Origin of the sequence: Pseudophaeobacter sp. C1-32P7 (assembly GCF_041008775.1) — a bacterium.
In the GTDB taxonomy this organism is placed as follows: domain Bacteria; phylum Pseudomonadota; class Alphaproteobacteria; order Rhodobacterales; family Rhodobacteraceae; genus Phycobacter; species Phycobacter gallaeciensis_A.
This window is the reverse complement of record NZ_JAXGFR010000011.1, coordinates 22,545-37,615: the sequence shown is the minus strand read 5'-3', so window position 1 is coordinate 37,615 and position 15,071 is coordinate 22,545. Positions and strand designations below refer to the sequence as shown.

10 protein-coding genes and 1 tRNA gene are annotated in these 15,071 nt (G+C 61.9%); 7 read left to right on the top strand and 4 right to left on the bottom strand.

What is annotated here, in order from left to right:
* Positions 1–3: 3 nt before the first annotated feature.
* Complete coding sequence (mraZ, locus tag SM763_RS15870; protein ID WP_368999134.1) at positions 4–507, bottom strand: division/cell wall cluster transcriptional repressor MraZ; 504 nt, start codon at positions 505–507, stop codon at positions 4–6.
* Between the two features lie 996 nt (positions 508–1,503).
* Positions 1,504–2,589 carry an Mrp/NBP35 family ATP-binding protein gene (locus SM763_RS15865; RefSeq protein ID WP_368999133.1) on the bottom strand — a complete coding sequence of 362 codons (1,086 nt, stop codon included), beginning with the start codon at positions 2,587–2,589 and terminating at the stop codon, positions 1,504–1,506.
* A 312-nt stretch (positions 2,590–2,901) separates the two neighbouring features.
* On the opposite strand from SM763_RS15865, the gene SM763_RS15860 reads away from it, so the two are divergent.
* On the top strand, positions 2,902–3,120 hold the full coding sequence (locus SM763_RS15860; protein WP_274828928.1) for a DUF1127 domain-containing protein: 219 nt from the start codon (positions 2,902–2,904) through the stop codon (positions 3,118–3,120).
* 669 nt (positions 3,121–3,789) lie between these two features.
* On the opposite strand, the gene SM763_RS15855 is transcribed toward SM763_RS15860, so the two are convergent.
* Positions 3,790–6,144, bottom strand: a complete 2,355-nt coding sequence (locus SM763_RS15855; RefSeq protein ID WP_368999132.1) for an ATP-dependent helicase — start codon at positions 6,142–6,144, stop codon at positions 3,790–3,792.
* Between the two features lie 172 nt (positions 6,145–6,316).
* Here SM763_RS15855 and SM763_RS15850 point away from each other — a divergent pair, with 172 nt between their 5' ends.
* From SM763_RS15850 to SM763_RS15835, 4 genes are all read left to right on the top strand, one after another.
* Positions 6,317–7,507: an alpha-hydroxy acid oxidase gene (locus tag SM763_RS15850; protein ID WP_368999131.1), complete on the top strand. Its 1,191-nt coding sequence runs from the start codon at positions 6,317–6,319 to the stop codon at positions 7,505–7,507.
* A gap of 136 nt (positions 7,508–7,643) precedes the next feature.
* Positions 7,644–11,087, top strand: coding sequence for a pyruvate carboxylase (locus tag SM763_RS15845; RefSeq protein WP_368999130.1), 3,444 nt, complete (start codon positions 7,644–7,646; stop codon positions 11,085–11,087).
* 212 nt (positions 11,088–11,299) lie between these two features.
* Positions 11,300–12,874 carry a hypothetical protein gene (locus SM763_RS15840; RefSeq protein ID WP_368999129.1) on the top strand — a complete coding sequence of 525 codons (1,575 nt, stop codon included), beginning with the start codon at positions 11,300–11,302 and terminating at the stop codon, positions 12,872–12,874.
* A 199-nt stretch (positions 12,875–13,073) separates the two neighbouring features.
* Positions 13,074–13,460, top strand: coding sequence for an MAPEG family protein (locus SM763_RS15835; protein ID WP_274834958.1), 387 nt, complete (start codon positions 13,074–13,076; stop codon positions 13,458–13,460).
* A gap of 18 nt (positions 13,461–13,478) precedes the next feature.
* Here the strand turns inward: SM763_RS15835 and SM763_RS15830 are convergent, their stop codons facing one another.
* Positions 13,479–13,676, bottom strand: a complete 198-nt coding sequence (locus tag SM763_RS15830) for a hypothetical protein (RefSeq protein ID WP_274834960.1) — start codon at positions 13,674–13,676, stop codon at positions 13,479–13,481.
* A gap of 154 nt (positions 13,677–13,830) precedes the next feature.
* Between SM763_RS15830 and SM763_RS15825 the strand changes: the two genes are divergently transcribed.
* Both SM763_RS15825 and SM763_RS15820 read left to right on the top strand, forming a co-directional pair.
* Positions 13,831–13,905: transfer RNA gene (locus SM763_RS15825), tRNA-Gly, on the top strand.
* Between the two features lie 187 nt (positions 13,906–14,092).
* Positions 14,093–15,052 carry a DNA cytosine methyltransferase gene (locus tag SM763_RS15820; protein WP_065273031.1) on the top strand — a complete coding sequence of 320 codons (960 nt, stop codon included), beginning with the start codon at positions 14,093–14,095 and terminating at the stop codon, positions 15,050–15,052.
* Positions 15,053–15,071: the final 19 nt, after the last annotated feature.

Sequence of the window (15,071 nt, the reverse complement as noted above, 5' to 3'; positions counted from 1 at the left end):
GCCTCAGGCCCCTCCGGCGCCATCAAGAAATTCCAGTGGGTCGAAATCTTCGGGCAGATCTTCCATCAGCTTTTCAGCTTCGGCCATTTCGACCTCTTCATAGGTCTGCGGCTTCCAGATCTGGAAGGTATCGCCCGCCGCGATAAAGAAAGCCTCACCCTCCAGCCCGATCTTGTTGCGCAGCTTGGCCGGAAGCACCAGACGCCCGGTCTCGTCCACCGTTGTCGGCAGGGACTGGCCGTTGAACATGCGTTCCAAAATCTTCCGCTCGCGCGAGCCGCGCGGCAGGGCTGCAATCTTGGCGTCGACCTCGTCGATCGCCTCGATGGTGTAGCATTCCAGGAATTTGCGGCGCTCATCGCCGTAGACGATTACCAGTTCGGGGCTGTCCCCGGGCTGCCAGTTGGGATCGCTGGCCTCAAGAACACGGCGAAAGGTGGCGGGTATCGACACCCGCCCCTTGCTGTCCACCTTATGGTGGCTTTCGCCTCTGAACCTGCGGCCCAATTTACCGTCCCTTTTTCGCGTCCCTCGCGAGATATCTGCCCCCGAAAGTAAAAGGGGCGGGCTGATCTGCTGCCACTGATCAACCCGCCGCCTGTCCCGCTGTGCGGGGGTGTCCGACTGCGCACGCCATCTGGGGGGATGTCTGCTCGCCCGCGCGCCGGATCTCTTTGTTCGATGAAAGCGAAGGCCTGTATGAAACCTGCTTTTTTTGATTTTTACGGGGTCGTTTGACGCCCCATCCTTGCTCTCTGTCGATGTAGAAAGGGATACTATGGGAATTCAGGGTACGGCAACTAATTTCTTCACGGCAACGTGGGCAAGCATGGGCCAAATGCCTCAATTTCCGTTAACCTTTCATTAACACTTCGGCCAAATTCCGCCTAATTTGGGCAAGGTTAATGATAAGTAACTACATATAGTGGCCACAACAACGCCCCAAAACGACCCATAGTTTCCCAGAAAAAGTTTCAAGACACTCGCGGGACACACCAATGTTCACGGTACACCCCCACCCCTTCCTGCAACGACCCGGGCAGGGAGAGGCGAAACACCCCTTGGCCCCATGGAATTGGGCAGATGTGATTCGCGGCGGGACCCGCAACCACCGCAGCGAGCCCATGATTTCCCACGACCCGACCTCTGCAGTGCGGCCCATGGTTTCCCATCGACCGCGACTACACGAGGGTCGGGACAAAAAATTGGGAGGTCCTAATGGGATGACATGGGACAGAGGCACAAAACCGCAGCCTGATCGCACCAGATCAAGCCGCACCCCGGCAGGCCCCGCCCGCCCCGCGCCCAGACAAAGGGATCGCATCCCACCAGCACAGAGCGGTGACGCCTCGCAGAGGCAACAGGGACCGCAACAGCGACCCATCCGGGGCGGGACATCACGGCAGAGGCAGGCCTGCACGACAAAATGAAGACACCGGACCGCCTGCGCAGCCCGGCACCTATTGTGTATTCAGATAGATGCAGACTGACCGGAAAACCGGATCAGGCCATACCGCCCTGCACCAGACCAGAGGCAATCCGGCCATAGGCCTCGGCCATGGCCCCCTCGCCCGCGGCAACAGGCGTGCCACCATCCCCCGCCAAGCGGGTCTCAAGATCGATGGGCAGCGCCCCCAGAAGCGGCAAGCCCAGCTTTTCAGCCTCGGCCGCCACCCCGCCATGACCAAAGATGTGATGATCGCCGCCGCAGTCGGGACAGGTGAAGAAGGACATATTCTCGATCAGTCCCAGAACCGGGGTTTTCAGCTGACCAAACATGTCCAGCGCCTTGCGTGCGTCGATCAGCGCCACATCCTGCGGGGTGCTGACAACGATGGCGCCGGTCAGCTCTGCCTTGGTGCACAGCGTCAGTTGCACATCACCGGTGCCGGGCGGCAGATCGACGATCAGCACGTCCAGCTCTCCCCAATTGACCTGCCCCAGCATCTGCTGCAACGCGCCCATCAGCATCGGACCGCGCCAGACCACGGCTTTTGCCTCATCCACCATGAAGCCAATCGACATCACCGTGACGCCATGGGCGTGCAGCGGCTCTATGGTCTTGCCGTCCGGGCTGGCAGGCCTGCCCGTTACCCCCATCATGCGCGGCTGGCTGGGACCATAAATGTCTGCATCCAGCAGACCAACCCGCCGCCCCTGTCGCGCAAGGGCCACCGCGAGATTGGCACTGACTGTAGATTTACCGACGCCTCCCTTACCCGAAGCGATGGCAAGAATGCGCGCCACCCCAGCGGGCTTGATCGGCCCTTGTTGCGGTTTCGGGTGGCCGCCGACCTTGAGCGAGGGCGCCCCCTGCCCGCCACCGGGTGCGGATGCCGCCGGAGCATGCGCGGTCAGCGCCGCCGTCACGCTGGACACGCCATCAAGAGCGAGGACCGCCGTTTCGGCGGCGCGGCGCAGGGGTTCCATCTGCTGGGCAATCGCCGGGCTGGGCGCTTCGATCACGAAGCGGACGGTGTCACCGTCGACACTGAGCGCCCGCAACATATCCCGGGACACCAGGGTGCCCCCATCCGGCAAGGCCAGCCGCTCCAGCGCGGCGCGAATCTGATCGTGGGTCACCGGCATGGCGCTCTCCTGTCTTTCCTGCCCCTCTTTGGGCGCCCACCCTATATAGGAGCGTCCGCGCCAGCCCAAGCGCGATTGCCGTAACGGCAGCTTTACACATCCCAGACACAAACCGCCGCAAGAATAGGCAATTTTTCCAACCCCGCACAAAACCACACCAATTTTCCGCACTTCCCCCAGATGACCCATGCAAATGCTGCATGGCAGAAATGCTGACTCTTGGGATTGTGCAGTTGCAGCATTTCCCTAAATTGGTGTTCAAGAAACGCCTTTAACGGCACACGGAAATTTACGGAACTGAGGATCTGCCCAATGGCTGCAGTAAATCACATCACCGCCCACAAGGGCTCGCTGGCCGCAAACGGCCTGGGCCTGATCGACGAGCTGAAACTGAAAATCGCGCGTTACCGTCTGTACCGCGAAACCCTGAATGAGCTCTCCGCCCTGTCGAACCGCGAACTGGCGGATCTGGGGCTGAACCGCTCGATGATCAAACGTCTGGCCTACCAAGCCGCATACGAAAACGCATAACCGAGATCAGGCTCTTTTCTCCTCCTCCCTAAAGGGCCTGTGTTCCGCGGTGACATCTTCCTCCTCCCTGATGTCACCGCACCCCATACCGGGATCAAACCCGGGATCTGATACATCCGGTCTTCTCCTCCCTTTTGACCAGATGTTGTTCAGAGCGGCGACACCTCTCCTCCTCCCTGGTGTCGCCGCACCTCATACCGGGATCAAACCCGGACGCTGATACATCCGGTCTCTTCTCCCATTTGACCGGATGTTGTTCAGAGCGGCGGCACCTCTCCTCCTCCCTGGTGCTGCCGCACTTCATACCGGGCTCAAACCCGGGACCTGATGCATCCGGCCCTCCTCCCATTTGGCCGGATGTTGTTCAGAGCGGCGGCACCTCTCCTCCTCCCTGGTGTCGCCGCACCTCATACCGGGATCAGACCCGGACGCTGATACATTCGGTCTCTCCTCCCATTTGGCCGAATGTTGAAAAGAACGGCGGTGCCTTCCTCCTCCCTGGCACCGCCGTTTTTGCATTTCACGCACCCCAGAAATCACCCGACACCATCGCCAGCCGCTGCGCGCCCGCCCTTCTCGCGCCGCAGCCGTTGCAACGGGGCAATTCATTCCATTCTCAGATCAAAAGGCGGTCAGAGCAGCGAGCAAGCGGATCTGCCCCGGAACAGCTTAAAACGGCACATCGTCATGGGCGGTGACGAATTTCGCGATCACCTTTTTCACCCCGGCCTTTTCGAAATCCACTTCCAGCTTGTCACCTTCGATACCGGTGATCGCGCCATAACCGAACTTCTGGTGAAACACCCGCTCTCCAATCGTAAAGCTGGAGGTCGCCGTCAGATCGATCACCTGATTGCGGCTTTCCCTTGGCTGCGACAGCCCACGCTCCCCGGCCCGCGCCTGCATGCGCTTCCAGCCCGGCGAATTATAGCCATCCGCCTGCGCCATCCGTTCGTCGATTCGGGACTGCACTGGCGTACCGCCCGCCGCAGCGCCATAGCCGCCACCATAAAGGCCCGGCGGCGTAAGCACCTCCACGTGTTCTTCGGGCAGTTCATCAATGAACCGCGAGGGCAGCTGCGACTGCCACTGGCCAAAGACCCGGCGGTTACCCGCAAAGGAAATCGTGCAGATCTTCTCCGCCCGGGTGATGCCCACATAGGCAAGGCGCCGCTCTTCTTCCAAACCTTTAAGACCGCTTTCATCCATCGACCGCTGCGAGGGGAACAACCCATCCTCCCAGCCCGGCAGGAAGACGGCCGGAAACTCCAAACCCTTGGCCGCGTGCAGGGTCATGATGCTGACCTTCTGCTCGGCGTCCTGTTTATCGTTGTCCATCACCAGGCTGACGTGTTCGAGGAAGCCTTGCAGGTTCTCGAAATTCTCCAGCGCCTTCACCAGTTCCTTGAGGTTCTCCAGACGGCCCGGGCTATCCGGGTTCTTATCCATCTGCCACATGGTGGTATAGCCGCTTTCATCGAGGATAATCTCGGCCAGCTCCATATGGGTGATGTCGGAATCGCCTGCCATCCGACCCCAGCGGCGCAGATCCTCGGTCAGCTGACGCAGCGCCGCGCCGCCCTTGCCCTTGATCTCACCGCTGTCGACGGCCAGCCGCGCCCCTTCGAGCAGCGAAACGCCATTCTCGCGCGCCGCAATCTGGATCTTCTGCTGCGCCTTGTCGCCAAGGCCCCGCTTGGGCGTGTTGACGATGCGCTCAAAGGCCAGATCGTCCTCGGGCGAGACCACCAGCCGGAAATAGGCCATGGCGTCGCGAATCTCGAGCCGCTCGTAGAATCGCGGCCCGCCAATCACCCGGTAGGGCAGACCGATGGTCAGGAAACGGTCCTCAAAGGCGCGCATCTGGTGGCTGGCCCGCACCAGAATCGCCATCTGGTTCAGATCCACCGGATCCTGCCCGCGGGTGCCGCGCTGCATGGCTTCGATCTCTTCCCCGATCCAGCGCGCTTCTTCTTCACCGTCCCAATGGCCGATCAAGCCCACCTTTTCGCCGCCGGTTGCCTCGGTCCACAGCTCCTTGCCCAGACGCCCTGCATTGCCCCGGATCACGCCGGAGGCCGCCGCCAGAATATGCTCGGTCGAACGGTAATTCTGTTCCAGCCGCACCACCTTGGCACCGGGAAAGTCCTTTTCGAACCGCAAGATATTGCCCACCTCGGCGCCGCGCCAGCCATAGATCGATTGATCGTCATCGCCGACACAGCAGATATTCTTGTGCCCGGCCGCCAGCAGCCGCAGCCACATATACTGCGCGACGTTGGTATCCTGATATTCGTCGACCATGATGTAGCGGAACCAGCGTTGATACTGAGACAGCACATCCGGATGGTTCTGGAAAATCGTCACCATATGCAGCAGCAGATCGCCAAAATCGACGGCATTCAATTCTTTCAGGCGGGCCTGATACTGGGCGTAGAACTCGGTGCCGCGATGGTTATAGGCGCTGGCATCGGCCACCGGCACGTTTTCCGGTGTCAGGGCGCGGTTCTTCCAGTCATCGATGATCCCGGCCAGCATCCGCGCGGGCCAGCGTTTATCATCGATCCCGGCGGCTTGGATCAGTTGCTTCAGCAGGCGGATCTGATCGTCGGTGTCCAGGATGGTGAAATTCGATTTCAGCCCGGCCAGTTCCGCATGGCGGCGCAGCAGCTTGACGCAGATCGAGTGAAAGGTGCCGAGCCAGGGCATGCCCTCGGCAGGCTGGCCCAGCATCCGGCCGACCCGCTCTTTCATCTCGCGCGCGGCCTTGTTGGTAAAGGTCACGGCGAGGATCTCGTTCGGGCGCGCCTGTCCAAGGGTCAGCAGATGCACGATCCGGGTGGTCAGCGCCTTGGTCTTGCCGGTGCCTGCGCCCGCCAGCATCAGAACCGGCCCGTCCAGGCATTCCACGGCGTCCCGCTGGGCTGGGTTCAGCCCGTCCAGATAGGGTTTGGGGCGCGCAGCCATGGCGCGGGCGGCGAGGGAAGCGCCCTCAAAGGCGTCCATTTCATCGAAACTGCTCATGGGCGTGATCCTAGCGTGATTCATCTGCGCGGGAAAGAGGACGTTCACACTATGTTCGCTCCTCTTTTTGGCAGTTGACCTACATACTGTGGCGCCGCTCTCTGCGTCTAGCTGCGCCCGCTGTTAGAATTCTGTAACATTTTCGCTAGACTTTCGCTGCAAAGCAGCAATTATGCGCCGCATGAACATGCACCAGGATCTGCACCTGCATTACCCCGGCCTGTCTGACCTGCGCGCAGCAGCACGCAAGCGCCTGCCCCGCTTTGTCTGGGAGTATCTGGACAGCGCCACCGGCACCGAAGCCACCCAAAGGCGCAACCGCACCGCGCTGGACCGGGTCGGCTTCCTGCCCTCCATCCTGCATGGCCCGCTTGAGATCGACCTGTCGACGCAGCTGTTTGGCGCGACGCTGCCCCTGCCCTTTGGCATTGCGCCGGTGGGCATGTCGGGACTGATCTGGCCAGATGCCGAAGGCCACCTGGCCCGCTGCGGCGCCCGCACCGGCATTCCCTACAGCCTGTCGACCGTTGCAAGCCAATGCCCCGAAGATCTGGCGCCGCATCTGGGCGAGCAGGCCTGGTTCCAGCTTTACCCGCCCAAGGACGAAGGCATCCGCAAGGACATGCTGGCACGGGCCCGGGACGCGGGCTTCAAGGTGCTGGTGCTGACCGTGGATGTCCCTGTCGCCTCACGGCGGGAACGGCAGACGCGATCCGGCCTCACCCAGCCGCCACGCCTCACGCCGCGCCTGCTGGCGCAGGTGGCGATGCGCCCGGCCTGGGCCATGGGCATGGCCCGTCAGCACCGGCACGAGGGCGGCATGCCGCATATGCGCACGCTCGACAAATACACCGCCGAGGCCACCGGTGAGAGCCGTTCCTCCACCGCCCATATCGGGTATCTGCTGCGCACCTCGCCCGATTGGGACTATGCGCGCTGGCTGCGCGATCACTGGGATGGTCCTTTTGTGATCAAGGGCGTGATGCGCGCCGAGGACGCGCAGCCGCTGGAGGAGATCGGCGTCGATGGGCTCTGGGTGTCGAACCACGCCGGGCGCCAGTTCGACGGAAGCCCCGCCGCCATCGAAGTGCTGCCCGAGCTGCGCGCCGCCACGGACCTGCCGCTGATCTTTGACAGCGGCATCGAAGGTGGCCTCGACATCCTCCGGGCACTGGCGCTTGGCGCCGATTTCGTCATGCTGGGCCGCGCCTTTCACTTCGCGCTGGCCGCGCTGGGGCCGACCGGTCCCGACCATCTGATCGACATCCTGAAAAAGGATCTAGAGGCGAACATGGGCCAACTCGGCACGCCCGATCTTGCCTCTTTGCCAGCGGCCAGACCGCTCAACCACACCGCCCCGTGAGCCCGCTTTCGCTCCGCGCGGCGGAAAAGCACAAAATGAGAGCGCAATCATGCCCCGCACTACCCAGTACTACGGGTATACTGCACGCCAAGATGCGCCTAACACATCGCCAGACTGAACGACCTCGGGGGAAGATATGACCGACTTCAAGAAAATTCTGATCGCCAACCGCGGCGAGATAGCGATCCGCGTGATGCGGGCTGCGAATGAGATGGGCAAGAAGACCGTTGCGGTCTACGCCGAGGAGGACAAGCTGGGCCTGCACCGGTTCAAGGCGGATGAGGCCTACCGGATCGGCGAAGGCTTGGGGCCTGTGGCGGCCTATCTGTCGATTGACGAGATCATCCGGGTCGCGAAGGAATCCGGCGCTGATGCGATCCATCCGGGCTATGGGCTGTTGTCGGAAAACCCCGATTTCGTCGATGCCTGCGCCCGCAATGGCATCACCTTCATCGGCCCCAAGGCCGAGACCATGCGCGCGCTTGGCGACAAGGCCTCGGCCCGCCGCGTCGCCATCGAGGCAGGCGTGCCGGTCATTCCCGCGACCGAAGTGCTGGGTGATGACATGGACGCCATCCGCAAGGAAGCGGGTGAGGTCGGCTATCCCCTGATGCTGAAAGCCTCCTGGGGCGGCGGCGGTCGCGGCATGCGGCCGATCCTCTCCGAGGCAGAGCTGGAAGAGAAAGTTCTGGAAGGCCGCCGCGAGGCCGAGGCCGCCTTTGGCAATGGCGAAGGCTATCTCGAAAAGATGATCACCCGCGCCCGCCACGTCGAGGTGCAGATCCTTGGCGACAAGCACGGTGAGATCTATCATCTGTTCGAGCGGGATTGCTCAGTCCAGCGCCGCAACCAGAAAGTGGTCGAACGCGCCCCGGCGCCTTACCTGAGCGAGGCGCAGCGCGCCGAGATCTGCGATCTGGGCCGCAGGATCTGTGCCCATGTGAACTATGAATGCGCCGGCACCGTCGAATTCCTGATGGATATGGAAACCGGCAAGTTCTACTTCATCGAGGTGAACCCGCGGGTGCAGGTGGAGCACACCGTCACCGAGGAAGTCACCGGCATCGATATCGTGCAGGCGCAGATCCTGATCGCCGAGGGCAAGAGCATTGCCGAGGCCACCGGCAAGGCCGATCAGTCCGAGATCCGCCTCAATGGTCATGCGTTGCAGACCCGTGTGACGACCGAGGACCCGCTCAACAACTTCATCCCTGACTATGGCCGCATCACCGCATATCGGTCGGCCACCGGCATGGGCATTCGCCTTGATGGCGGCACCGCTTATGCGGGCGGGGTGATCACCCGCTATTACGACAGCCTGTTGACCAAGGTCACCGCCTGGGCACCGACCCCGGAAAAGGCGATTGCTCGCATGGACCGCGCCTTGCGCGAATTCCGGGTCCGCGGTGTCTCCACCAATATCGCCTTTGTCGAGAACCTGCTGAAGCACCCGACCTTCCTCAGCAATGAATACACCACCAAGTTCATCGACGAGACGCCGGAGCTGTTCAACTTCGCCAAGCGCCAGGACCGCGGCACCAAGGTGCTGACCTATATCGCCGACATCTCCGTCAACGGTCACCCGGAGACCGAGGGCCGCGCCGAGCCGAAAGCGGGTCTGAAGGATCCGCGCCCGCCGAAGGTCGAGACCGGCGCCCTGCCCTATGGCACCCGCAACCTGCTGGAGCAGAAAGGCGCCCAGGCGGTGGCCGACTGGATGAAGGCGCAGCGGCAGCTGCTCTTGACCGATACCACCATGCGCGACGGCCACCAGAGCTTGCTCGCCACCCGCATGCGCTCCATCGACATGATCCGCGTGGCACCCGCCTATGCACAAAGCCTCAGCCAGCTGTTCTCGGTGGAATGCTGGGGCGGGGCCACCTTTGATGTGGCTTATCGCTTCTTGCAGGAATGCCCCTGGCAGCGGCTGCGGGACCTGCGCGAGGCGATGCCCAACGTGATGACCCAGATGCTGCTGCGCGCCTCCAACGGGGTGGGCTATACCAACTACCCGGACAACGTGGTGCAGGCCTTTGTGAAACAGGCTGCGATCACCGGCGTCGATGTCTTCCGGGTCTTTGACAGCCTCAACTGGGTGGAGAACATGCGCGTCGCGATGGATGCGGTGGTGGAGAGCGGCAAGATCTGCGAAGGCACCATCTGCTATACCGGCGATATCATGGACCCGGACCGGGCCAAGTATGACCTCAAATACTACGTCGGCATGGCCAAGGATCTGGAAGCCGCAGGCGCCCATATTCTGGGCCTCAAGGATATGGCGGGCCTCTTGAAACCCGCCGCCGCGCGTCAGCTGGTGAAGGCGCTGAAGGAAGAGGTCGGCCTGCCGGTCCACTTCCACACGCATGACACCTCCGGCATCGCCGGGGCGACCATTCTGGCCGCCGCCGATGCGGGCGTCGATGCAGTGGATGCAGCGATGGATGCGTTCAGTGGCGGCACCTCGCAGCCCTGTCTGGGGTCGATCGTCGAAGGTCTGCGCAACACCGACCGCGACACCGGGCTGGATATCGCCAAGATCCGCGAGATCAGCGATTACTGGGAACAGGTGCGGGCGCAATACGCAGCCTTTGAGTCTGGCCTTCAGGCTCCGGCCTCGGAAGTTTACCTGCACGAGATGCCGGGTGGCCAGTTCACCAACCTCAAGGCGCAGGCCCGCTCCTTGGGGCTGGAAGAGCGCTGGCACGAGGTCGCCCAGACCTATGCGGATGTGAACCAGATGTTCGGGGATATCGTCAAGGTGACGCCCTCGTCCAAGGTGGTCGGTGACATGGCGCTGATGATGGTGAGCCAGGGCCTCAGCCGCGAAGAGGTGGAGGATCCGCAGACCGACCTCTCCTTCCCCGATTCCGTTGTCGACATGCTGCGCGGCAACCTTGGCCAGCCGCCGGGCGGCTTTCCGGCGGGTATCGTGGACAAGGTGCTGAAAGGCGAAAAGCCCAACCTCGAGCGCCCCGGCAAACATCTGGAGCCGGTCGATCTGGAAGCCACCCGCGCCGAGCTGTCCCAGCAGCTGGAAGGCAAGGCAGTCGATGACGAGGATCTGAATGGCTACCTGATGTATCCCAAGGTGTTCCTCGATTACATGGGCCGCCATCGCCAGTACGGCCCGGTGCGCAGCCTGCCGACACGGGCGTTCTTTTACGGGATGGAACCGGGCGAGGAAATCTCGGCCGAGATCGACCCCGGCAAGACGCTGGAGATCCGCCTGCAGGCCATCGGCGAGACCGATGAGAACGGCGAGGTGAAGGTGTTCTTCGAACTCAACGGCCAGCCGCGGGTGATCCGGGTACCGAACCGTCTGGTGAAATCCACCACCGCTGCCCGTCCCAAGGCCGAAGCGGGCAACCCCGACCACATCGGCGCGCCGATGCCCGGCGTCGTCGCCTCGGTCGCGGTACAGGTTGGCCAGCAGGTGCATGAGGGCGATATGCTGCTGACCATCGAAGCCATGAAGATGGAAACCGGCCTGCACGCCGAACGCGACGCGGTGGTCAAGGCCGTGCACGTCCAGCCCGGCGGCCAGATCGATGCAAAGGACCTCCTCATCGAGCTGGAATAAGACACAAGGCCCATACCCAATAAACCACAAGCCGCAGCCCAAAAAGGCTGCGGCTTTTTTCGTGCCGCACGCAGGCCGGATCCACTGCCCCGCGAATACGCGACAACGGGGAAAATTTGGCAAGCCTCCTCATTTCGCTGCTGTCAATCTTGATCCTTTGCGGGACCAGCCCAAAATAGCTGCCAGTTTTTATCCAGTTTTCGAGGTTTCCAATGTCTTCAGCGAAATTGACAGCTCCTGTCGGTCAGTCCCCACGCTCCAGTTCCGGGGATGAGGTCAAGAACAAACCAGACGACGTGCTGTTGGTGCGCAGGATGCTGGAGGCCAATAAGATCGGCCCCCTTGGCGCCTCAAAGAAGATGGACACCGGCCTGCTGAAGGCCATCGGCACCTTTCAGAAGAAAAGCGGCTTCAAAAACCCCGACAAGGTCATCGATCCCGGCGGGCGCACCTTCAAGACGCTGCTGCCAGCCTACAAGAAGATGAAGGCCGAAGAGGAAAAGGCCGCCAAACAACCCATGATGGAGGTCACTTTCCGCGGCAAGAAGATCCGCTGCACGCCCAAGGAATACGAGAAGGTCAAGCTGGACGTCCTCAAACGGCTGACGCCCTATATGAAATCGGTCCTGCGCAACCATGAAACCGCGCTGGAGACCTATCAGCACTATCTGGACGTGGCTCAGCTGAAAGATGGCGTGCTGAACGCCGTAGCGCAGGTCATCATCATCGAGGCCGGATCGGTCAAGATGCCCGATAACAAGCTCTGTGGCCGCTCCATCCGTGCCAGTGGCAAGCTGGAGCGGGCGATCATGACAAAGGACCTCAAGCTGATCGATGAGGCCCTGCCCGAGGCAGAAAAGGCGATTGGCGCCTTCAACGCGGACCTTTTGCGGTTTCTGAAGGAATTCACCGGCTCTGCCCGGACCACGGCCACTGTTCTGTCGGTTTCGTCGGCTGCCTGTTTTGCCGTCGTCGGGGCGCTGGCCGCCCCGGTTCTGGTGACCGGAGCGGGCATGACCGCTGGCGGTGCGGCTGTCACCTCTGGTGCCGGTGTCGGCCTCCTGCAAAGCGCCAGTCAGGAGCTTGGCAAACATGCCAGCGGTCAGAAGGTGACCGTCTGGGGTTCGATCCAGGCCATGGTGATCGATGGCACGGTTGGCGGGCTGACCGGCGGGATCGGCAGCAAGGTACCGCTCGGCTTTTGCGATGATGCGGCAAAATGGGTCGCACCCAAGCTGGCGTCCAAGGTCGCCTTCCTGTCCACCAAACAGCTTGAGAAATTCATCGCCAATTACATCGCCGGCTCCGGACAAGAGGTGATCAAAACCGTTCTGGGTGAAGCCGTGAAGGAAGTCGGCCGGATCATGAAGACCGGCAAGCCCCCGACCGAAAAGGAATTCCAGGCCATCGTAACCTCACTTCTTTATTCGGCACTTCTTGGCGGGATGGTGAAGAACCTCGGCAGCTTCCAGAAAAAATGGGCCTATAAGAACAAGGATCTTCTGCAGGGCACGATCCTGCCGGACCGGCTGGCGAAACTGGCCAAGACCAACAACATCCCAAATACGCTTAAGGCCAAGCTCTGGGCTGAGGTGATGAACAAGGTCAGCGATGAAAGCCTGAAGGTCGGCTATGGCGTGATTCTGTCCCGCGCCACCGGCAAGGAACGCGAGGCACAGATGACCGATATGGCTGCCAAGGCCGCCGCCAAGGACAAGGCGCTGATGAAACTGGTCGACAACGAACTGGCCAAGGCGCTGAAAAAGCACAAGATCCCGGTCAAGTAATCACCTCAACGGATACGCCCCAAGGGCCGTGGGGACCACTCCCGCTGCCCTCGGCATCCCGCCCGCGCTTCCGCGGCGCGCATTCCCTCGCGTGAACCCGCTCTGAATCGGCTTCAAAAGCCCCGCAGGATTGTTCAGTATTAGGTTCCAAAAACGAACTCACTTATGACACTGTAATTCCTATGTAGAGGATAGGCCGATGCTTCCGATTACATCGCTTTATGCCGGCGGGGCAGCGCTCTTGTTTGTCTACCTGTCGCTTGGCGTCAGTCGTCAGCGGCTGAAACACAAGATTTCTGTCGGAGATGGCGGCAATCGCGCATTACTGATGGCCATCCGCGCGCAGGGAAATTTCGTGGAATATACTGCGCTTGGCCTGGTTCTTCTGGCGCTGAGCGAAGCACAGGGCGCACCGGCACTGGCCACGCATGCGCTGGGGGTGATGTTGCTGGGCGGACGGCTGATGCACGCGGTCGGTTTTACCGCGCGCCCGCAGATCCTGATCCTGCGTCAGGCCGGGATCGTGCTGAACCTTCTGATGCTGCTCGTCGCAGGGCTGGGTTTGATCGCGCACGCGCTTTTCTAAGGTGAAGAGTGGCTGAGCCTAAACGTCGTGCCCCTGCACCGGGGCCGTGACCTCGGGGGCGCTGATCGTTTTAACATAGACCGGCGCGGGCCGGATCGCGCCCGGGTCAACCTCAGATGCGGTTTCCGGGCTCTGTCCCCCCGCGGGCGACAGCGCCTTGGCCAGCGCTATGGTCGCGATCAGCGCGCCAATACGGGCATAGTCGGCAGGTTTCATCTTAGACAGCTCCCCTCTGTTTCTTTTCATCTGTATGAAACGCAGCAGCCCGCAGGTTCCGTCGCAGAAAATGAGAGTTTTTTCCGGGGCGGCACGATTTTCCACTTGCAGCCCCGCGGCGGAATGAATATTTCACCCCTCATCGAATGGCAGCGCGGGCGTAGCTCAGGGGTAGAGCATAACCTTGCCAAGGTTAGGGTCGGGCGTTCGAATCGCCTCGCCCGCTCCATTTGGACCACTAAAAGGCCGCCGCCCTGGCGGCCTTTGGTGTTTTCGGATTCTGGTGTTTTTGGGCCTTGCTAGCTCCTGTCGCCGCAGGGGAAGACGCCGCGAGACACTTGCGCGGAATCGCCATTGCGAGTACCACTTCCGGGCAAGGAACAGAGCAAGAACGACAAACGGGGCTGACAGGCAGGATGCTGACATCGGTTGAACTATGCGCAGGTGCAGGCGGCCAGGCCCTTGGGCTGGAGCGTGCGGGCTTTGATCACACCGCGCTGGTCGAGATCGACAAACACTGCTGCGCCACCCTGCGCCACAACCGCCCCACATGGAACGTGCTGGAAGAGGACGTGCGCCGGTTCAAGGAAGAAGCCAGTGATTACAAGGGCATCGACCTGCTGGCCGGCGGCCTGCCCTGCCCGCCGTTTTCCGTCGCTGGCAAACAGCTGGGCGAACAGGACGAGCGCAACCTCTTTGACGATGCCATCGATATCGTCGATGCCACCCGCCCCCGCGCGGTGATGATCGAAAACGTGCGCGGGTTTCTGGACGCGGTGTTTCATGACTACCGCGAAAAGCTCAAAGGCCAGCTGTCGAAACTGGGCTATGAAACTGATTGGCGGCTGCTGAACGCCTCGGACTTTGGCGTGCCGCAGCTGCGCCCGCGCGTGGCCATCGTGGCCCTGCGCAAGGAATTTGCTGGGCAGTTCAACTGGCCCGACCCGCTGCCGCACAACCCGCCCACGGTGGGCGCCACCCTGCTTGACCTTATGCAGGAACGTGGCTGGCGCGGCGCAGAAGACTGGGCCGCCAAGGCAGATGAAATCGCCCCAACCATCGTTGGTGGCTCCAAGAAACATGGCGGGCCGGATCTGGGTCCCACCCGTGCGCGCCGCGCCTGGGCCGCTCTTGGTGTCGAGGGGCGCACCATCGCCAATGAGGCGCCCGATCCCTTTCACAACGATATGCCCCGCCTGACCGTGCGCATGGTGGCGCGCATCCAGGGCTTTCCCGACGCCTGGCATTTCACCGGCGCCAAGACCAACGCCTACCGTCAGGTCGGCAATGCCTTCCCGCCGCCGGTGGCCGAAGCGGTGGCCCGCCAGTTGCGCGCCGCGATTGCCAAGCCGAACCTTCATGCCGTGCGGGCCTAAAACCGCCTTGCCCAATCTG